Genomic DNA, 21,523 nt, shown 5'->3' with positions numbered 1-21,523 from the left:
AAGAGCGCAGTGGTTTTTTATTTTAAGAGATCGCAAAGATTTCCTACACAAAAACTTTAACCACAAAGACACACTAAGTTAATGCACAAAGTCCACAAAGCAATGTTCACTTTTAATTTAAGACCTGTAGTCAACCTATTTTCAGACAATGACTCCTTTATCCTTTATCCTTTAAACTACTCTCCTCTCTCAGCAATCAATTCCTCTAATTGCTCATTATATTCTTCCCAGGCCATCATTTCATCTTCAAGATCTTTCTTGGCATCCTCATATTTGGTAAAAAGAGATTGATCTTGCATTTTCTCTGGATTTGAAAGCAAATCTTCCATTTCTGCAATTTGCTCTTCAAACTTAGCTATGTTTTCCTCAGCCTTGGAAACATTGCGTTCCATTTTGGTGATTTTCTTACTTAACTCTTTTCTCTCCAGGTAATTCAACTTATTTTCCGAAGGAGCTTCTTCAACTTTCTCCTGAACAATCGCTTTTTTCACTTCTAACTCCTGAAGAGTTTCCATGCGTTTAGCTCTTAAGAAGTCATAAATCCCACCCAAGTGTTCTTTTATTTTTTTGTTGGCAAATTCATAAACTTTCGATGCTAAACCATCCAGGAACTCACGGTCGTGAGAAACAACAATAACAGTTCCTTCAAATTGCGACAAGGCCTCTTTCAACACATCCTTCGATTTCATATCCAAATGGTTGGTAGGCTCATCGAGCACCAATAAATTCACCGGCTCCAAAAGCAAGCGAATCATAGCCAATCGAGATCTTTCTCCTCCCGAAAGCACTTTTACTTTCTTATCAACTTCCTCCCCCCGGAACATAAAAGCTCCAAGAATATCTCTGATTTTGGTTCTTACATCGCCAACGGCAACATCATCAATGGTATCAAAAACCGTTTTGTTTTCATCCAGAAGTTGAGCCTGGTTCTGAGCAAAATATCCGATTTTTACATTGTGACCAACCTTACAGATTCCCGTATGCTCTAACTCTCCCATTAAAACTTTTACCAGAGTTGATTTTCCTTCCCCATTCTTTCCTACAAAAGCAAGTTTCTCTCCTCTTTCAATTACAAACTCCAGTTCGCTTAAAACCAGATGATCGCCATAAGCTTTACTCAAATTTTTAGCTTCACAAACCAAATCGCCAGAACGTGGAGCAGGAGGAAATTTCAAATTTAATTTCGATAAGTCTTCCTCATCCACTTCAATTCTATCCAATTTTTCAAGTTGCTTGATTCTAGATTGAACCTGAACTGCCTTTGTAGCCTTATATCTGAATCGTTCAATAAAATCCTCTGTATCCTTAATCATCTTTTGCTGATTGATGTAGGCTTTCATCTGCTGTTCTCTTCGCTCGGCATGCAAAACAACATATTCAGAATAAGGAACTTTATAGTCGTATATTTTCCCAACCGAAATCTCAACTGTTCTGTTGGTGATATTATCCAAAAATGCACGGTCGTGCGATACCAACACCACAGCTCCGGGATACACCTTCAAAAAATCTTCTAACCACTGAATTGACTCAATATCCAAATGGTTGGTAGGCTCATCCAAAAGAAAAACATCCGGACGACGCAAAAGAATCTTAGCCAATTCGATACGCATTCTCCAACCACCGCTAAATTCGTTGGTCTGACGAGTGAAATCGCTGCGTAAAAAACCAAGTCCCATTAGGGTTTTCTCAGCTTCAGCATCAACATTTTCACCACCCATCATGTGATAACGGTCGTTTTTATCGCTCAAGCGATTAATCAACTTCATGTAATCCTCCGATTCATAATCGGTGCGCTCAGCAATTTCAGCATTAATTTTTGCAATCTCTTTTTCAAGGCCCAATACCTCCTCAAAAGCAGTAAGAGCTTCCTCCATTACTGTTCTGCCATCAAAGTGGTTCATTTGCTGTGGCAAGTAACCAATCTTAATCTCAGAAGGAATGGAAACATTTCCTTTTGTGGCTCCCTGTAATCCCGCAAAAATCTTAAGCAAAGTTGATTTTCCTGCTCCATTTTTTCCAACAAGGCCAATTCTGTCTCGCGAATTCACAAGAAAACTTACCTCTTTGAAAAGAGTAAAACCACCAAATTCAACTGTAAGATTATTTATAGAGATCATATTAATTCCTTTTTAAGATGTGGCGACAAAAATAATGAAGAATGAGCAATTAATAATTAGTAATGAATAATTATTAATTGCTCTTCAGAAATTCTAATTCGATAACTGCTCACTGTTCACTGATGCCTGTTCGCTAATAACTGCCTTTTTCAACATTTCCGACTGAATGATATTCTCTTTCACCTCAGTCATTACGATATTTTCGGCTTCAGCAAAAGAAATATCATAAACACGATTTACTTTTGCATACTCTTCAGGGAAACGAGCCAACAATTTGTCATACAATCGATCAAGATCCTGTTTTTTAGGATTTTGAAATTCCATTTTCAGTTCGAATCTGCGAATCAAAGCCTCATCAATCATATCAATTTGATTGGTTGCTGCAATCATTACTGAATTCTTTGGCAAGTGATCCATCATCTGAATCATACCATTCACAACACGTTTCATCTCACTACTATCGGTGTTGTCATAGTTTCGTTCTTTTCCCAAAGAATCAAACTCATCGAAAAACAAAACGGCCTCTTGTGTTTCAATCATTTTAAAAGCCGAAGCAATATTTCTTGAAGTCTCTCCTAATTTCGAAGAAATAATGTTTCCAAGGTTTATTGTTTTGATTTTCTTATTCAGTTTATTGGCAATTGCCTTTGCTGTCATGGTTTTACCACATCCCGATTTTCCGTATAGCAATATCTTATTGACAACCGGCAATCCATACTTTGTAAGAATTTCAACATGTTCGTATTCTCTTAAAAACTGAGAAATCTGTGAAAAAAGTTGTTCGTCAAAAACAACGTCATTCATGTCAACTTTTCCATTGTTGGGTATAAACAGATGATTCATGCTTAAATATTGTGTTTGCTGTGTTTTGTTGTTGTTTATTTAGTGTTGCAAACTTAGTATTTTATCCTTAATCATAAGCAAAGTCATTTTGAGAGTTTTATAAAAGAATTACATTTGCGAACTATTTTTTATCAATGAACTCTGTATGAGTACAAATGAAATTCCATTAGAAAGGAAATGAGCTGTATTAGATATTCATATTTGAAAAAAGAAAAGCAATTGGTTATTGCTTGTAGTGATAAGAAGGTTGATCAAAAAATTTTAGTTTCGGAGTTTAAATCTATATTCAAAAACTTAAAGCTTGATTCCCCGGTTGATATTTTAATAGACATTAAAAGTCTTAACCTGGAAGCATCTGTAAAAGACAATGAACGATACACCAGTTTTTTTCTAAAAGAAAAAATAAATGCCAAAAAGATTGCCGTTTTAACCAATACCCCTTCGCAGGTTGTACAAAGCATGCTTCTTATTGAGGGTGTTAAACATTTGGGCATTGCCATGAAAGTTTTTAATTCTGAAAAGGCAGGTTTAGATTGGATCAATTCGAATTGTCAAAACAAAAAAACATTACAAATCCATCAAGCATTATCAAAGCTATCAAACAAAAAAGCATCATAAAAAAGGAGAACTTAAGAGGTTCTCCTTTTATTTTTAATACTCTTTCGAATAATCTTTATAAATCGCCTTTTCGAATTCTATCCAGTGTTCCTTTGTCATCCTACCAGGTGTAAACAAACAAATTCCTGAAGCACCATTCACCATCGATTCACGAATTGCTTCTCCAATCTCTTCTGGTAGTAGGCCATGATTCTCAGGGTCTGCTTCTTTTGTTTTTGAATCTGGATTTGGACAAATAAACAAACCACTGTAAACTGGTCTTTCTCCATTTAAACTTTCAACAGACTCCTTACACATTTTACCAATCCATTCGGTTCCCTCCAAATAGAAATCATTATAATTCATTGGTAAGAAGGCATCCAAGTTCCATTGATTCCATTCCTGACGAACCATTTTAACTGCATGTGAATGTGGTCCCGGAAATACTGCTGCCGTAATGTCTTTACCTTGGGCATGCACATCTTCAACCAATCGATTAACAATTTTTGTAATCAGATCCTGACGAAACTTTTTCCACTCTTGCAATTCTCTTGCCTTAGCCTGATCGGTTATTTCGACACCTGTTTTTTCCTTAAAATCAGCCTTACACTTATCGCAATAGCAATAATCAAAATCCGGATATTCCTTATCCATTACCAAGCCATACTTATCCCACAATCCTTTTGCAAGAATTACATCCGGGAAACGAATATAATCCAAATGTACTCCATCAACCTCTGGCAATCGAGCAATAGTTACATATAAGTTTGAAAGATATTTGTATACCTCCTCCTTGTTGGGACACAAAAACGTATAGTGATCTACATAGGCTGGTTTATCGTAAGCCGATTCCCCATTTCCATTTACGGCATACAACTCTTTGGGAATATTTTTATCTCTGCCTTGAACCATTGTTGGTATCCAGGTATGAAATTCCAGGCCAACCTCTTTGGCAATTTTTCCCACACGTTGATATACGGCAGGATCATGCCCTCCATTATACATCAAAGCATCAATTCCTTTTTCTTTTAAATCAGTAAATTTTTGTAAAAGTTGTGCGTCGGTTGCTTCGCCCGGACCTCCAAGCCATGCAAAGCATGGAACTTTTGTTGGTTGTTGCGTACCGCACGACACCAACAACAACAAACTGATAACAGCAAGTAGCTTGTTCATAGTTAAATTATAAATAAGATTTGTGGCTTTGGAATACTTGCTAAAGATAACAAATTAAAGGAAGAAGTATTTAGATAGGGTATCGGGAAATGTAATATGACTTTTTGACTATTCAACTTTTTGACTATTCAACTTTTTGACTATTCGACTTTTTGACTATTCGACTTTTCGACTTTTCGACTTTTTATATCTTTGTGCCCAAATTAAAAATATAAGACAAGTGGGAAGAAAAAGAAACAGAAAACCCCTTCTGCAAAACATTAGAATTGAGAAGTTAGCCGCCGAAGGAAAGGCCATCGCAAAAGTGGATGAAAAAGTGCTGTTTGTTACAAACGTAATTCCAGGCGATGTAGTGGATGTACAGGTTACCAAAAAACGCAAAAGTTATATGGAAGGTAATCCTGTTTTCTTTCACGAACATTCTCCATTAAAAAAAGATGCCTTTTGTGAGCACTTTGGTGTTTGTGGTGGATGCAAGTGGCAAAATTTGCCATACGAAGAACAGTTAAAGTTCAAGCAACAGGAAGTAATCGACAATTTGGAAAGAATTGGTAAAGTTGAATTGCCAGAGGTTAATGAAATATTGGCTTCAGCCAAAACCGAATTCTATCGTAACAAGTTGGAGTATACCTTCTCTAGCAAGAGATATTTAACCAACGAGGAAATTGCCAGCGGTAAAGATTTAAACCGCACTCCTGCAGTTGGTTTTCATGTTCCCCGATTGTTCGATAAGGTTGTTGACATCAACAAATGTCACCTACAACCAGAACCTTCGAATGCCATTAGAATGGCCATTAAGGAATTTGCTTTTGCCAATGATTTAAGCTTCTTCGATATCCGCAATCACGAAGGATTCCTAAGAACATTAATCATTAGAACTGCATCTACAGGTGAGAATATGGTAATTGTTACTTTCTACCACGAAGATGTGGAAAAGAGAGAGGCATTACTGAATCATTTGGTTGAAAAATTCCCTGAAATCACATCATTAATGTATGTGATCAACGAAAAGGCAAATGATACTATTACCGATCAGGAGGTAGTATTGTTTAAAGGACGAGATCATATCTTCGAGCAAATGGAAGATTTGAAATTTAAAATTGGTCCAAAATCCTTCTACCAAACCAATTCCGATCAAGCTTACGAATTGTACTGCAAAACTCGCGAATTTGCTGAACTAACAGGCGACGAAGTGGTTTACGATTTGTACACGGGAACTGGAACCATTGCCAATTTCGTAGCAAAACAAGCCAAGCAGGTTATTGGTATCGAATATGTACCAGAAGCCATTGAAGATGCTAAGGTAAACTCTCAAATCAACGGAATTAACAATACAAAATTCTTTGCTGGTGACATGAAAAATGTTCTAACCAAAGAATTTATCGAGCTTCACGGTCAACCTGATACCATGATTGTTGATCCACCACGTGCCGGTATGCATGTTGATGTAGTGGAAACTATTCTGCACGCAGCTCCAAAACGCATTGTTTACGTTAGTTGTAACTCGGCAACTCAAGCTCGCGATTTAGCACTAATGAACGAAGCCTACAAAGTAACCAAAGTACAAGCTGTCGACATGTTCCCACACACTCATCATGTGGAGAATATTGTGCAGTTGGAGAAACGTTAAGTTTTTCATGCTTAAAATATAAAAAGCTCGCAGAGATATTCTTTGCGAGCTTTTTTATTTATTCATTAATACTTTTTCGGAATTGTAAAACTAAATTTTGAGCCTTGGCCAACTTCGGATTCTACCCACAATTCACCTCCCAATAACTCTACAATGTCTTTCGAAATGGATAGTCCAAGCCCTATTCCTCCATGTTGTCTGATAAGGTGATTTTCAACCTGTCTGAAACGGCTAAAAATAATCTTCTGATGCTCCGAAGATATTCCTATTCCTGTATCCTGCACATAAAAAAGAACAACATCTTTTAAACTTTCACAACCAATGATAATCTCACCTTTTTTGGTAAATTTAATGGCATTGCGAATCAAATTATTAAAAACCTGGAGCAGTTTACCTTTATCAGTATGTATTTCAAAATTTGGGTTAAACATGTAATCCAACTTTACACTTAATTTCTTTTTTTCAGCCTCAACCGAATGAAGGTTTTTTAGCCCAGATAAAAATGGATCAAGATAAAAACGATCTACATTTATTTGTAATTTCTTTGCCTCCAACAATGAAGCATCCAATATATCATCCATTATACTCATAAGCTGATTTCCACAATCTTTTATTATTGAAGCATATTCTTTCCTTTCTTCATTTGTCACATTATCATCAGCAATAAAATCAGTAAATCCCAACAAACCATTTAGTGGAGTTCTAACTTCATGACTAAGGTTAGCCAGGAAAGCCGTTTTAAGTCTGTCATTTTCTTCTGCCTTAATCAGTGCTTGCGTTAATTTGGCTTCAGTAAGCTTTTTTTCTGTAATATCCAATCCAACTTTTAAGTATCCTATGATACTATTTTCATCGTCAAGCACAGGTGAAATGGAAGCCGATTCCCAATAATAACTAGAGTCTTTACGTTTGTTATAAAATTCTCCTTCCCACTTTTCACCCGACGATATTTTTTGCCACAAATCTTTGTAAATAATAGCTGAATGTTTGCCTGATTTTAAAATCCTTGGATTTTCTCCTATTAGCTCTCCAAGATCATATCCTGTCTCCTTGCAGAATGTCGGATTCACATATTCTATCTCACCATTGGTGTTCGTTATTACTATTGATGCTAAACTTTGCTCAACCGCATTTGATAGTTTAGTTAGTTTAAGCAAATTCTTATTTCTCTCCGTCACATCCCGTATTACAGAGTGTAAAAGTTCTTTCCCATCAACCATAACAACACCTGATGAAATTTCAACATCTTTAATTTCTCCCGATGCAATGCGATGTTGAGCTTTAAAAAGCTTTTTGGGGTTAATTTTGGCTCTCTTAATGTTATCCCAAACAGAAACTTCTCCTGCAATATTTAAATCCCAAATTTTAAGATTTAGCAGTTCACTTTTTGAATAACCATAGAACTCACAAGCACTTTCATTCACATCTTTTATCAACCCATTTTCTGGCGATACAAGCATCATTACAGATGAACTACCGTAAAAAATATTCTTGTATCTATTCTTCACTTAACTTCTCCTTCAATTTAACCTTATCGGTTAAATCTACCACCGAAATCGCAAATTCCTCATCACTTAACGGAAATGAATCTACATAAATGAACTTCCCAATATCCGAATGATAGGAGTAAAAATTGGTGTTCTTGAAATCATTTATAACCGATTTAAAGTAAGCAATCCATTCAGGTTCAGTATTTGGAAACAATTCCAACAAAGTCTTACCAATAGCATTGTATTTAGAGATCTCTATTATTTCTTCATTTGCCGGATTCATATCCTTGTAGAGTAAATCCACCAATTCTCCTACTTCATTCCTAATTGGTTCAAGAATAGCTATGGCTGAATTTGATGTTGAAAAAAGTGTCTTATACTTCATTTCACTTTTCAATAATTTCTCTACAAGCTTCTGATTTTCTAAATCATACTCCTCTAAAAAGAACTTATTCATTTCTTCCTGATACAATATTTTTAAATCAGACTCTATAATCTTTCGGAATTCTACCAGCGAACATTTTGTACCTGTATCGAATTTCGTTTCCTCCTCATTAGCAACGTATAAAACTCCAAACAAATCTCAATTCGAAAATTTAAGTGGATATCCAAAATAATTGAGATTATTAAAATTGTTAAGTACTAAATCATCAGAACTAATTTCTTTTATTACAGCTAACTTCTTTACAAGATCTAAATATTCTTGATTCTCGAACCTTAATGCTTTGTCGCATGTATCACTTTTTAATAAAAGCTCAAGATTTGATTCTTTAATCTGAGCAATCATTATATTCGAAATATTGAACGTATTTGAAATGAGATTCAACATATCTTGCCATTTATTCAAAATGCTACTGGAAATCTTATACCTTACAATTTCTGACATAATTTTCAATTCAATTTAGAAATAGAATAAATCGTCAAATAAAAATAATTACAATGCCCCCTCAAGTCAACATAGACTCACATTGCAACATTATAAATCAATAATGAAATGATATTCTTGTTATTAAGAATGACAATAGATACATAAAGTTAAATAAAAATACATACAATACAAACATAATCTATAAATAAAATCCATTCCCCATTTACTTTGCATACACCATAACACCCTTATAAAATATATCTCACCTTCCCAAAGTATATTCAAATCCCTTCATTATAAATGTTCAACCTACAATTTTATTGGTCAACAAATATAATCTCCAGTTGTTTACTGAACAGAAAAGTCATGGTTTGGGTGTTATTATAAAACTTTCTCTCAAATCGGATAATTCCTAACACCCAAGAGCAGCGGACAATGTGTTGATTCTGAAGATTTCACCAATTACATATTAGGAAGAAAAGCAAGTGATTGAAAATAGAGAAATTCCAAGTTTCAAATCCAAAGCTCAAATCATAAACTTAAAAGACTCTGACAGGTTCAATGAACGCTGTCAGTTCTTTATACTTTATACTTTCTTAAGCTTCCACCTCCCTGTTTTAAACCAATACAAGGCGATTAGTGTTAGAACTGCCTCAGCAATAAGGATGGCATAAAATACGCCATTTTGGTTCCAACTAAATTGAATTGCCAGCACATAAGCAACTGGAATTTCCACAATCCAGAAACTAATCAGGTTCAATATTGTTGGCGTTTGTGTATCGCCTGCTCCATTAATCGAATTCAGTAATACCATACCCATTCCGTAAAAAATAAATCCGCAGCTAATAATTTTTAACGCTTGAATTCCATTCACTACAATCCCCTGATCATCGGTAAATAATTCAATAAAATAAGTTGGAAACAAGAAGAATATTATTCCTATTAAACCAAGAAACGCTACATTAATTCTTCCTGCAGCCCATACCGATTTTTCAGCACGTTCCGGTTGATTAGCACCTAGATTTTGTCCTACCAAAGTAGCTGCCGCATTGCTCAATCCCCAGGATGGCAACAGAATAAATATCAAAATACGGATTGCAATGGTATATCCCGCAATGGCAGCACTACCAAACTCGGCCATTATCCTCATCAAACCAATCCAACTTGAGGTTGCAATAATATTCTGTCCTATTCCTCCAAGCGACAGGTTTATTAATTTCTTGATGGTTTTCCATCGCAAGGTAAAATGCTCTATTTTGATGTGTATCTTTCCACTGCCTTTAAACAGCAAAATAAACTGGTATATCACAGCCAATCCTCTACCAATACTAGTTGCTATTGCAGCTCCTTCAACGCCCATCGCAGGAATTGGTCCTAAACCAAAAATCAATAATGGATCAAGAATGATATTTAAACCGTTGGCAATAATCAAAACACGCATGGAAAGTGAGGCATCTCCTGCTGATCGAAATATCGCATTGTTAATAAATAGCAACATGATAATCATGTTACTGCTCAGAATAATGGTTGCATAACCCGACATCTCATTCACAATGGTAGAATTTGCTCCCATTAATCGCAGCAAGTCTTTTGAAAAGAAAATTCCTACTATCGCGATAAAAACTGATGCTATCGCTCCGGTTACAATGGCCTGTGCTGAGACTTTTGCAGCTTTCTCGAACTTCTTTTCACCAACTCTACGGGCTACCAAAGCTGTTGTTGCCATTGATAAACCAAACCCTATGGCATATACAATGGTGGTTATCGATTCAGTAATCCCCACAGTTGCGACTGCATCATCGCCGAGTTGGGATACAAAAAAGATATCGGCTATAGCAAAAACCGATTCAAAGACCATTTCCAATACCATAGGTATAGCCAACATAAATAGGGCTTTCCCAATTTTCCCATTGGTATAATCTCTTTCTTCGCCCGATAAGGCATCCTTAATTATTTTCCACAATTGCCACACTCGGTCAATTGTTTTTACTCGTACATATTTCTTTTTAAAATTGCTATTATGTTGCATTTTCGTTTTCGCTTATGATGATGAATTAAACTCTTTATTTTTGCTTTTTCCTCGAAACATTTTCCTGTTTCAAATTTCACGAGCTCCACAAATGGGGCACAATTAAAACCTGAGTTCAATTAAAAATATAAGACACATAAAGTCAGATTTATTCAAGATTTGATTTAAAAATTATAAAAGAATATCGGGATATTTTGAAATTTTTTTTAAAGTAAAGATTGGATGAAGATGACTTTTAAAAGAATTTGCTTGCTTTTGGCATAAATTCCCTCAAATCCTCTTGAAATATCCCTATATTCCTTCAAGAATTTGAAAAAAATTCTACTCAAAATCAATTCAAACTGTGGCCATATTTTTAATAGAGCTCAGGTTTACTCATAGTTGTACTCATAATTTTTCCTCCATTAAATTTTTAGGTGTACAAAAATCGTATCGGGCGGCTTACGCCTCCGTTACTTCTTAATTAATAATATCTATAGAATAAGGAAAGCCTAAGCTGTTTAGCTCAGATAATTGCAAGGTGAATTTGTGACAAATATATTCATAGCTTTCCTCCGTTTTTTGCGTGAGTACCACAAATATAAATCAATTTATCCAAATCGCAACAAATATTTTTCCAATACTGTTAATTTCAGCGAGAAACATGACCTAAGCTAACAAATATTCTTTTTTATGCTCTAAATTTTATGTAGTATTGAGGTCTTGCAACAAACCAAATAAATCGTAATAAAAATGAACAAGATCATTGTATCAGCCCTGGCTGTAATACTAAGTGTAAATCTTTGTTTTGCTTTCTCTACCGAGGATAACAAACAAAAAACAATTGAAAATTGGTTGATTTCGGATGCCATAGAACTACACCTTCCTGCATTCAACACTACCGAGGATTTTAGCGGAAGTACTTTCGAACTAAAAAATCTTTTACAGGAAAACCAAATGGACCTTTGTAAAATTGCTCCTAATGAATCGGACAAACTGAACTGGAACAATGAGCAATTGACCTGGAAAAAGAAAAGTGCCAATTCTAAAGGTTTTCTTTCTTTGCCAAATAAGGAAAACAAATTGTACTATCTGGTTTCATACCTAAACACTGATCAGTGGAGTGAAGTTGAGCTATCGTTGAAAAGCTTCCCAATGATTGAGGTTTATGTGGATGGCAAAAAGCAATTGTCGCAATACAAGCATGAAGCCGATAAAGCCAAAGAGTCGAGCAAAAGTCTAAAACTGGAGCAAGGACACCACAAAATTGTTGTGAAAATTCTAAGCGGTTCTAAGAACAATCAGTTTCAACTTGCTTTGAAATCCAAAAATGATGCAAAAGCTGATCATTTTGAATTGAGCCTTTCTCCAAAACAGTTTATGGATATCAACAAAGTTTTAGATGGCACAAAAGTAAAAAGCACCGCTTTATCCTTTGATGGCAAGTATGCGTTAATTTCTTACAGCCGTACCTTACCTCCTTCAGATAAAAGTGAGAATTGGAAAGAAATCCAAGAAATTGAAACAGGCAAAATTCTTTACACATTCAGAGGAACACAACTTTCAAACATCAATTGGTTACCAACCGGAAATCAAATTTCTTATACCAAAAAATACAACGAAAAAGCATCTATTTTTGTTTTCGATTTTGAAAGGAATACTGAAAAGCAAATTGCTGAAAATATCGAAGATTTCTCTTCTTACACTTGGGCTCCAAACGGAAAATTCATCATCTATAGCATAGGGAAAAGCAATTCTGAAGACTGGAAAATGAAAAAATTCCAAGGCATGGAAGATCGTTTGCCATGGTATAGATACAGATCATTCCTTTACAAATTGGATGTTGCAAGTGGTGTAAAACAACGACTAACTTACGGAACTTTAAGTACGAACTTGGCTGATATTAGTGCTGATGGAAAAAATATCCTATTCACAACTTCGCGTCCTGATTATAGTGGTTACCCATATTTTAAGCAGAATCTTTACCAAATGAATATTGAAACTTTTAATGTGGAAAGCATTTGGGAAGACAAATTGACCGCTGGTCAGGCACAATATTCTCCTGATGGCAAACAATTGTTGGTGCAAGGAGGTCCTTCTTGTTTTGGTAAGATTGGTGAAAATATTGGCAATCATCCAATAGCAAACAATTACGATGGACAGCTTTACATTTACGATTTGACTTCAAAAAATGTAGATCCTATTACTTACAATTTCGATCCTGCAATTGATGCAGCAGTATGGAATAAATTGGATAATAAGATTTACATTAAAGCACAAGACAAAGACTACGTAAAACTATTCAGCTATGATATTGCGTCGAAAAAATTCACTGAATTAAATTCGAATTCGGATGTGGTTCGTGGTTTTGACTTGTCGAAAAATGGGAAAACAATTAGCTATGTGGCTTGTGGAATTTCAAGTCCATACAAAGCATTTACCTATGATATTGCTTCTAAAGAAAATCATGTAATCGCAAATCCTGAAAAGAATCATCTGAAAAATGTAATATTCGGCAAAACCGAAGATTGGAATTTTACCAAGGAAGATGGAACTACGATTATTGGTCGCGTTTATTATCCTCCTAATTTCGATTCCAATAAAAAATATCCATTAATTGTAAATTATTATGGTGGAACGTCTCCTGTAGAAAGAAGTTTTGGAGGTCGTTACCCTCTGAACATGTATGCAGCTATGGGTTATGTGGTATACTTACTACAGCCTAGTGGTGCTACAGGTTTTGGACAAGAATTCTCGGCTCGTCACCAAAACAATTGGGGAATTATTACTGCCGATGAGATTATTGATGGAACCAAGAAGTTTATTAAAGACCACTCATTTATCGATGCTGATAAAGTTGGATGTATCGGAGCTTCATATGGTGGTTTTACAACTCAGTTGTTACAAACCAAAACCGATATTTTTGCTGCAGCCATTTCTCATGCTGGTATTAGTGATATCACCAGCTACTGGGGCGAAGGATATTGGGGCTATTCGTACAGTATGAATGCTACAGGAAAATCATTCCCTTGGAACAGAAAAGACATTTATGTAGACCAAAGCCCATTGTTTAATGCCAATAAAATTACAACACCAATGTTATTGCTCCATGGTAGCCAGGATACCAACGTACCATTGGGGGAAAGTATTCAAATGTATCAGGCCTTAAAATTGTTAGGAAAAGATGTGGAATTTGTACAAGTAAAAGGTCAGGATCACTTGATTCAAAACTACAACAAACGCATTCTCTGGAACAATACCATTTTTGCATATTTTGCAAAATACTTAAAAGATCAGCCACAATGGTGGGATGAATTATATCCTGATAAAAATTTATAAACCTTAATATCAAAAGAGATTGGCAAATGTCAGTCTCTTTTTTATTTACACTCAACTGTTTTTGGGAAGTCATATTTCCCCTGAGTTACCTTTCCCAATCTTAGGTGTTTTTCCTTATCATAGACAGAAACTAACACATTATCAATAATGATAAACTCTATTGATGCTTATGTGAATAATACTTACTTTTAAGAATCAAAAATTAAAAGAACAGAATATGTTAATAGTTATATCACCTGCCAAAACATTAGATTTTGAATCTCAAGCAAAAACAGCTATTCATTCAGAAGCAAGTTTTACGAAAGATGCTGAACAATTAATTAAAATTCTTCGCAAACTTAAAGTGGATGAAATTGGAGATTTCATGGGAATCAGCCCCAAGCTGGCTCAATTAAATTTTGAACGTTTTCACCAGTGGAACTTGCCTTTTACACCCGATAATGCCAAACAAGCATTACTGGCCTTTAAAGGCGACGTTTATACCGGAATTGATGCGGAAAGCCTAAGCGATGCGGATTTTGAAAACGCACAATCACAATTGCGCATTCTTTCAGGTTTGTATGGCGTTTTAAAGCCAATGGATTTAATTCAGGCTTATCGTTTAGAGATGGGTAAAAAACTGGAAAACAGAAGAGGTAAAGACCTGTATGAGTTTTGGGGAGATAAAATCACGAAATCAATTAACAAAGATTTAAAAGAATATGACCACAAGCATCTAATTAACCTTGCATCGAATGAGTATTATAAATCGATAAAGGCTAAACAAATAAATGCCGAAATCATTGCTCCTGCTTTTAAAGATCTGAAGAATGGACAATACAAAATGATCAGCTTCTTCGCTAAAAAAGCAAGAGGATTAATGACTCGATTCATTATTCAGAATGGAATAAGTAATCCTGAAGACTTAAAAGCTTTTGATTTAGATGGATATATCTACAATCCTAACTTATCAAAAGATAATGCTCCAGTTTTCACTCGTGATCATTAAAGAAAATTTACATTATTAAAAAGAGTTTTAAGTCTTGTTTTTGCTCTCATTTTTTACTATGTTTAAGTATAAGATAATCCGAGTATTAACCCCATAATCCCTCTGCATATGACCACTGAAAACTATGTTGTAAAGTATGGTAGTCTTCTAAAAGAAGAAACCCTGGAAGTTATTGATGATAAAATATTGCCTAATACCATTGTTTTGGAAGCAACAAATCCGTTTCCCGGATATTATGAGTATTACGATGGTTTTCAGAAAGATGTTCAACCTCATTATATTTATTTGGTATTAGATAGAAGATATGATTTAGAAGAGTTTACTCGGGCTACGCAAAAAATAATGAGCTATTTCGAGGCCAAGTTCCACGCTGCAATTGGTAACATTACCATTTATAACAGTGTGTACTACGTAATTCGTATCAGAAGACTTATTAATTACGATCAAGTAAAAGAATTACAGGAGTGTTATCAATCCGAAGGAATTATTTTTAAGACAAATGATTCTATTCCTCACAATTCTAAAGCAATGATTCAATTGGATAAGTTTTTTGCTTTGGATATAATCGAAGATGGATACTTTAAAGATCATATTGAACCAAATCATGGATATTTTACCATTCCTCAGAAACTAAGCTGGAAGCAATTTGAGCAATTAACCAAAAAAGTGAAATACAATATGGAGATGATTCATTTCGATGTTTCTTTGGGTTTTATTTACGACCATTTTAAAGCTGTTGATATGATCAGGGTTTATGCTGAGAACCTAGATCTGGATTTAATGAAGAAAATTAGAGACAAATACATTGAAAGAATAAAATAAATAATACAAAACAAAAAGGAGGTTTTCAAAATTGAAAACCTCCTTTTTTCATGCAATATTTTCTTAAAAAACAGGTGCTCTAACTGCTTTAATTCTTTTTCTCCTTTTCTTGGTGGTAGCAAGCGGAAAAGAGAATGATATTTCGTGCGCTCCAGTATTTGTGTGAATTAGTTTAGAAATGGCGTAATCGTAACTGTAAGCAACTTTAAAGCGTTCGGTAACGAATCCTGCCATGGCAATAAAAGAGTCGTAATTTGGCTCAAAATTCTGATTGAACCACAATCCAAATACCAAAGAACTTTTACTTGCATACAATCCATAGTTCATCTGAGAAAAATCTCCTTGTTGCTGATAAAGCAATGCCGGGGCAAGAATCCAATTATCGGCATATCTTCTGCTTCTTCCGCCTAACACAAATTCGGCTCCAGCGTGAACTGTATATTTGGTTTGCAATTTATCTTCCTGTTCGTCATCAAAACTTAAATCTGGCTTAGCCAAATGGTGTGCAGCTATACCGAAATAAAAATCTCTGTAGTAAGCTATTGATCCCAATGAGAAATCCCATCCATCTTTTCTCCTGTTTACAGGATCACCGGAAGGATTGTGTGGAAATATATTACCATAAATAGGTGAAACCTGATCAGGAAATACAAGGTTCTGCCAATCTACTTTTTTTTGCATAAAAGCAGCCTGAATGGCTGGACGAATCACAAAATCATCGGTTATTCTCAAATAGAATGAATACATCCCCGCGAAGGTGGTTGTTTTTAAAGCACCATCTCCCTGATCATCCTGAATAACCATAACGCCTACTCCTCCATTTAAGGTCTCATAGAAATTATCGAATGCTACACTATAGGTAACGTATGGAAGATCCAAGTTTGGCCATTGGTTACGATAGTTTAAGCTAACATTAGAATTATTTGTAGATCCTGCCAAAGCTGGATTCAGGTATAGTTTATTTGCGTAAAACTGAGAAAATCGGATATCCTGAGCAAAGCTTTGCACCAATGCTCCCACAAATAATACACAAAAAACAATCAGAGCTCTCTTCATCTATTCTCTATTTATAACTCCACAGAGTTATTCTAGTTAAAAAAGTGATTCGGACTGTTGTTTAAAAGTTCGAAATCACTTGTAAAATAAATTTATTTTATTGATAAAATAAAACCTTTTCTCAATTATCTGATCAACATGAAGGTTCCTTGGTTGGTAAGTTCACCATTAATAAACACCATCCAAACATATGCACCTGCCGGACAAAGTTTACCTCTGTATTTACCATCCCAACCACCGTTGCGACCAACCTCGTTGGTCTTATACATTAATTCTCCCCAACGGTTGTATACATACATTTCAAATTTCTCAATATCGTAATTGATATCTTTCAAATAAAATTTGTCGTTATCATTACTCGAATTTGGAGTAAATGCATTAGGAGATTCAATACCTACAGGTTTCACTTCCACATTCACAGAATCCTTGGCAATACAGCCTAAATTATCTGTTACTGTCAATTTATATTTACCTGTTTCCGACACCTCATATCTTTGAAGAATACTACCTTCCTTGCCATCTTCCCATTCAAAGTAGTAAGGAGAATATTCCAAAGGAAGATTTGGAGCTAATGTTACAGTTTGTCCTTCAAAAATTGTTACTGGTCTATCTTTAGTAAGTTCAATCTCTCTAGGTCCAGTGTAAATCAAATTATTCCTTAAGTTTGGTTTTGGTGTTGGATTTATTACAAAATTTTGTTCATCGCCACAACCATATTTGTTCTCTACAGTTAACAGATATTTACCTGGTTGATCAAGTGTTCTCTCAACATCCGTATATCCATCTTCCCAAATCGGATTTTCCATTCCTGCGATATTCACTTCGAATTTTTCACCCTCACAAGCAAACTTATCTTCTTCTAATTCAGGGTCAGCTACCATATTTACAAGTACTTCACCCTCTGTATCACAGCCATAAAGGTCGGTTACACTAATCTTGTAAGTAAATGTTCCTTCAGGAGCATTTACAATCTTCGGACTTCTCGAATTAGGATCATCTAAATGATCTGGGTTTGTCCAAATTATTTCTCCTGCATCACCTACAACATCGGTTAGCAATTGTAATTGGTTACACTGACCAACTGTAGTGTCGGAAATGGTGGTTACAATAGGTAGTGGAGCTACTGTAAGCTCAACCAAATCCATATTTGTACAACCATGTTCATCCATAACCGTTGCGACCAATACTTGTGATTTTCCAGGGGTAAATGTTGGATTCATCGAATTCGCATCGTCCAAATCTGCTGCAGGTGCCCACTGAATATTATTTTCATCTGTTTCTGCACTTAATTTAAAAGGCTTACAACTACCAATGGTAGTATCATCTGTAATATTTACCGTTGGCAATGGATCTACACGTAAAGTGGTTTTTGAAGTTACATTGGAACATCCATTTTCATCCGTATAAGAATAATGAACATTATAGGTTCCCGCACCTTTTTCTGCCGGATCGAATACCTCTTCAGAAATGTCATCCACCCAATAAATACCACCATCAGGATACCCTCCTGAAAGAGCAAAACTTTCATTACATACTCCTTTTGATTCAAACAGAGCCAAATTCACATCAGGTAGAGCATTTAATTTCACCAATGAATCTACTTTCGACTCACAACCTGTAGCAACATCGGTAATCATGATAGAAAGCTCACCATTCGCCAGTTCCCCCCAAGTAATTCGAGTACGTAAACCTTTATCTGGTCCGGCAAACAAACCACCTTCTACTCCCCAACCATACTCAATTTCGGGCATTGCATCGGTTGTATATGTAACTCTATCTTCTTTCGCACAAAGTACCATTCTACCTAAGATTCTCGAGTTTGGTAATTCATGAACTGTTAATTCTGTAGGTTTTGTTGATCTTGAATCTGTACATCTATCAGAAACAATGCATGTATAGTATCCACTATCATCAGGGCTTGTTTTACCCAAATTCAATACCGATGCATTTTCTCCGGTTAAGTCAACCCCATCCAACTTCCATTGATATGTTACATCATTTCCTTCAACATCCGTTGTAAGCGTTACTTCTTCACCAGAACAAACCTCAATATCCGCCATTTCAGATAAGATTCTCAATTGAGGAATTACCTTAAGCGTCATTTCATCACTAATGGCCTCTGCACATGAATTGTAAACTTTACAAGTATAATTGGCCTCATCATCAAGCTGAATAGATGTTAAGCTCAATACAGGAGAAGTTTTTCCATCTATGTCAGTTCCATTTTTTCTCCACTGATATTTGAGTTCCTCTCCGGTAGCACTCACACTAAACTCTACCAATGAGGTGTTTTCACAAGTTTCTACATTGTCACTAACAGAAATAATTACTGACAATTCTGTCACCTCTAAGCTACCTTTTGTTGTAACATTACCACATAAACCAGTTACTTGTACTTCATAATTTCCTTCATGTGCTAATAGTGTTGGATTGTAATTCAGAATTTTTTGATCTGAAATCTCAACTCCACCAAAGAACCATTTGTATTTAATATTCGCTGCTCCTTTTACATTTGGAATCCATTCTAACTCCTGGCCTTCACAAACTGTTTTGGTTCCTAGCGTAGCTAGAAGCGTTGTATTCTCATATACACGAACCGTTGTTTCCTCAACAATGCCATCTACTGGAGCACCCTCTCCTTCAATCTTACAAGTATAAACTCCTGCATCAGTTGCTTTAAGTTCTGCAATATAAAGGGTCAATTTTGTTTCTCCTGGAATTTCAAACCCATCCTTAAACCATTTAACCGACGATATTTGACCAGTGGCATCTATGCTTAAACTTAATGGTTCACCAACACATTTTTCTTCCAAACTAACCAATCCATCAGTAATAACAACCGGCTCTTTAACGGTTAACTTACCTGTTGCCAATCGAGTTGCACAAGTACCTTCAATTTCGCAATTGTAATAACCCTCATCAGCAAATTGAATATTTGTTAGCGTTAGTGAATTTGTTTTTTCAGATAAGATAGTGGCAACACCATCTTTTACATGAGTCCATGTATAAGTTAGATTATGACCTGTAGCATCAACAGTCATTGTGTAATCCTGACCAACAAATCGAACTACATTTTTTAAAGTAGCTAGAATTATTGTTGAAGGATTTACAGTCAGTTGAGCAGTCTCTGTTAATGTTTCTCCACAACCATTATCGTTGGTAACAGTACATTCCACAGTATATATTTTTGGAGTAAATTCATCTGCTGGAAGTACTTCAGTACCACTAATTAATAGTGTAGCAATAGCAGAAGGCTGAGGAATTCCATCAATTTTCCATTGATAATTTAAATCACGTCCTGTAGCTTTTGCTCTAAACACAACATCCTCATTTTCACAAACAGTTTGATCTGCAATTGGGCTTAATGTTGGTTTTGGATTAACAACCTGAGTTCCTACTGAAACATCAGATCCACATTTATTTGAAACTTCAACTTTGTAATTTCCTTCCATTGCTGTTGTTGCATCTCCTAAATTCAACTGAACTCCAGCAACAGTATTTGTCGATCCAGTATTTAATGTCCATTCAATAGCATCGTATGATCCAGTCACACTTATCGTTCCTAATATCAAAGGATCTCCTTCACAAACAGCAATAAGCTTTTCAATACCATCTCCATCAATTGAAGGCGCATCCATAATTGTAATATGACTTGTGTAGGTATAAGTATTATCACAATGATCTTCAACAATACACTCATAGGTTCCTGCATCGGTATCAGTAACAGCAGCAACCAAATAACTCGTTGTTGCTGTTATTGGGTTTCCATTATGAGTCCATGTGTATGATTTTACATCGCCTGTTACATCAACTTCCAGGTTCAGTTCACTACCAACACAAATATCATCTGGATCTACCCATTTATTTACAGTAGTAACCGATTCATATACATTCACATATCCAGATACAGATTCTATTGAACATCCATCAGACACTTCTACTTTATATTGACCTGATTCGCTCTTATCTACCGGAGTAAAGGTATAATCAGCTTTTGTTGCTCCTGGAATTTCCGTACCGTCTTTATACCACTTGTATGATAAAGTTAAAGCTGGATCGAAACTCTTAACACTTACTGATAATGTTTCTAAACCACCCAGACAAAATTCACTGCTATTTGACCAAGCATTCAAGCTTAATTGTGAACGATGAACAACTGTAAAATCATCACTTGTGTCAGGACATACTCCATTACCAACTGCTACTTGATAATTTCCATTATCACCAGTTCCAATATTTACAATCGCAGTTGGAGAAACTTCTGTAGCATCTTTGGTCCATGAATAAGTTAATGGTGTAGTTCCTGCAGTAACATCCAATTTTATTTGCTTACTCTCATCGAAACACAATATCTGATCATCAATAGGTGTAAATTCTACTGGTTCATAAACTTCGACTTTTACTTCATTTGAAGTATCATCTGCACTTGAACCATCTTTTACAATGCATCTTACTCCCCAGGATTCCATTGCCTGGCTTGCATTGGCAATTGTATAAGTTGACACTGCACCAACTGTTGATACATCTGCAATATTTGCATCTACAAATACATTATCACCTGTATGGTATTGCCATTGGTAAGTCAGTCCTGT

The 21,523-nt window shown here is 35.5% G+C and carries 13 protein-coding genes; 5 read left to right on the top strand and 8 right to left on the bottom strand.

Annotation, left to right across the window (positions count from 1 at the left end; all coding sequences use genetic code 11):
- Positions 1-176: 176 nt before the first annotated feature.
- Both M0051_RS05345 and M0051_RS05340 read right to left on the bottom strand, forming a co-directional pair.
- Positions 177-2,117: an ABC-F family ATP-binding cassette domain-containing protein gene (locus M0051_RS05345; RefSeq protein ID WP_306740524.1), complete on the bottom strand. Its 1,941-nt coding sequence runs from the start codon at positions 2,115-2,117 to the stop codon at positions 177-179.
- Between the two features lie 93 nt (positions 2,118-2,210).
- On the bottom strand, positions 2,211-2,960 hold the full coding sequence (locus M0051_RS05340; RefSeq protein ID WP_306740523.1) for an AAA family ATPase: 750 nt from the start codon (positions 2,958-2,960) through the stop codon (positions 2,211-2,213).
- A gap of 201 nt (positions 2,961-3,161) precedes the next feature.
- On the opposite strand from M0051_RS05340, the gene M0051_RS05335 reads away from it, so the two are divergent.
- Positions 3,162-3,578 (top strand): hypothetical protein, encoded by a 417-nt coding sequence (locus M0051_RS05335; protein ID WP_306740522.1) that lies wholly within the window; start codon positions 3,162-3,164, stop codon positions 3,576-3,578.
- Between the two features lie 33 nt (positions 3,579-3,611).
- On the opposite strand, the gene M0051_RS05330 is transcribed toward M0051_RS05335, so the two are convergent.
- Positions 3,612-4,730 (bottom strand): hypothetical protein, encoded by a 1,119-nt coding sequence (locus M0051_RS05330; RefSeq protein WP_306740521.1) that lies wholly within the window; start codon positions 4,728-4,730, stop codon positions 3,612-3,614.
- 220 nt (positions 4,731-4,950) lie between these two features.
- On the opposite strand from M0051_RS05330, the gene rlmD reads away from it, so the two are divergent.
- Complete coding sequence (gene rlmD, locus M0051_RS05325; protein ID WP_306740520.1) at positions 4,951-6,360, top strand: 23S rRNA (uracil(1939)-C(5))-methyltransferase RlmD; 1,410 nt, start codon at positions 4,951-4,953, stop codon at positions 6,358-6,360.
- A gap of 65 nt (positions 6,361-6,425) precedes the next feature.
- Here the strand turns inward: rlmD and M0051_RS05320 are convergent, their stop codons facing one another.
- From M0051_RS05320 to M0051_RS05310, 3 genes are all read right to left on the bottom strand, one after another.
- Positions 6,426-7,868: a PAS domain-containing sensor histidine kinase gene (locus M0051_RS05320; protein WP_306740519.1), complete on the bottom strand. Its 1,443-nt coding sequence runs from the start codon at positions 7,866-7,868 to the stop codon at positions 6,426-6,428.
- Complete coding sequence (locus M0051_RS05315; protein ID WP_306740518.1) at positions 7,858-8,430, bottom strand: hypothetical protein; 573 nt, start codon at positions 8,428-8,430, stop codon at positions 7,858-7,860. Before M0051_RS05315 ends, M0051_RS05320 begins: the two co-directional genes overlap by 11 nt.
- Before the next feature lie 874 nt (positions 8,431-9,304).
- A complete protein-coding gene (locus tag M0051_RS05310; RefSeq protein WP_306740517.1) occupies positions 9,305-10,747 on the bottom strand; it encodes an MATE family efflux transporter in 1,443 nt (480 codons plus the stop codon).
- 732 nt (positions 10,748-11,479) lie between these two features.
- On the opposite strand from M0051_RS05310, the gene M0051_RS05305 reads away from it, so the two are divergent.
- From M0051_RS05305 to M0051_RS05295, 3 genes are all read left to right on the top strand, one after another.
- A complete protein-coding gene (locus M0051_RS05305) occupies positions 11,480-14,065 on the top strand; it encodes a S9 family peptidase (RefSeq protein ID WP_306740516.1) in 2,586 nt (861 codons plus the stop codon).
- A gap of 217 nt (positions 14,066-14,282) precedes the next feature.
- Entirely contained in the window at positions 14,283-15,053 is a 771-nt protein-coding gene (gene yaaA, locus M0051_RS05300; RefSeq protein WP_306740515.1) for a peroxide stress protein YaaA, read from the top strand.
- A gap of 108 nt (positions 15,054-15,161) precedes the next feature.
- On the top strand, positions 15,162-15,875 hold the full coding sequence (locus M0051_RS05295; RefSeq protein ID WP_306740514.1) for a hypothetical protein: 714 nt from the start codon (positions 15,162-15,164) through the stop codon (positions 15,873-15,875).
- 63 nt (positions 15,876-15,938) lie between these two features.
- Here the strand turns inward: M0051_RS05295 and M0051_RS05290 are convergent, their stop codons facing one another.
- A complete protein-coding gene (locus M0051_RS05290) occupies positions 15,939-16,931 on the bottom strand; it encodes a type IX secretion system membrane protein PorP/SprF (RefSeq protein WP_306740513.1) in 993 nt (330 codons plus the stop codon).
- 125 nt (positions 16,932-17,056) lie between these two features.
- On the bottom strand, positions 17,057-21,523 hold a 4,467-nt coding region (locus M0051_RS05285), incomplete at its 5' end, for a gliding motility-associated C-terminal domain-containing protein (protein ID WP_306740512.1).

It is taken from the genome of Marinifilum sp. D714 (assembly GCF_030851345.1).
Taxonomy (GTDB): Bacteria; Bacteroidota; Bacteroidia; order Bacteroidales; family Marinifilaceae; genus Marinifilum.
Note: the sequence above shows the minus strand (reverse complement) of the source record. Positions and strands in the feature narration are given on the sequence as shown.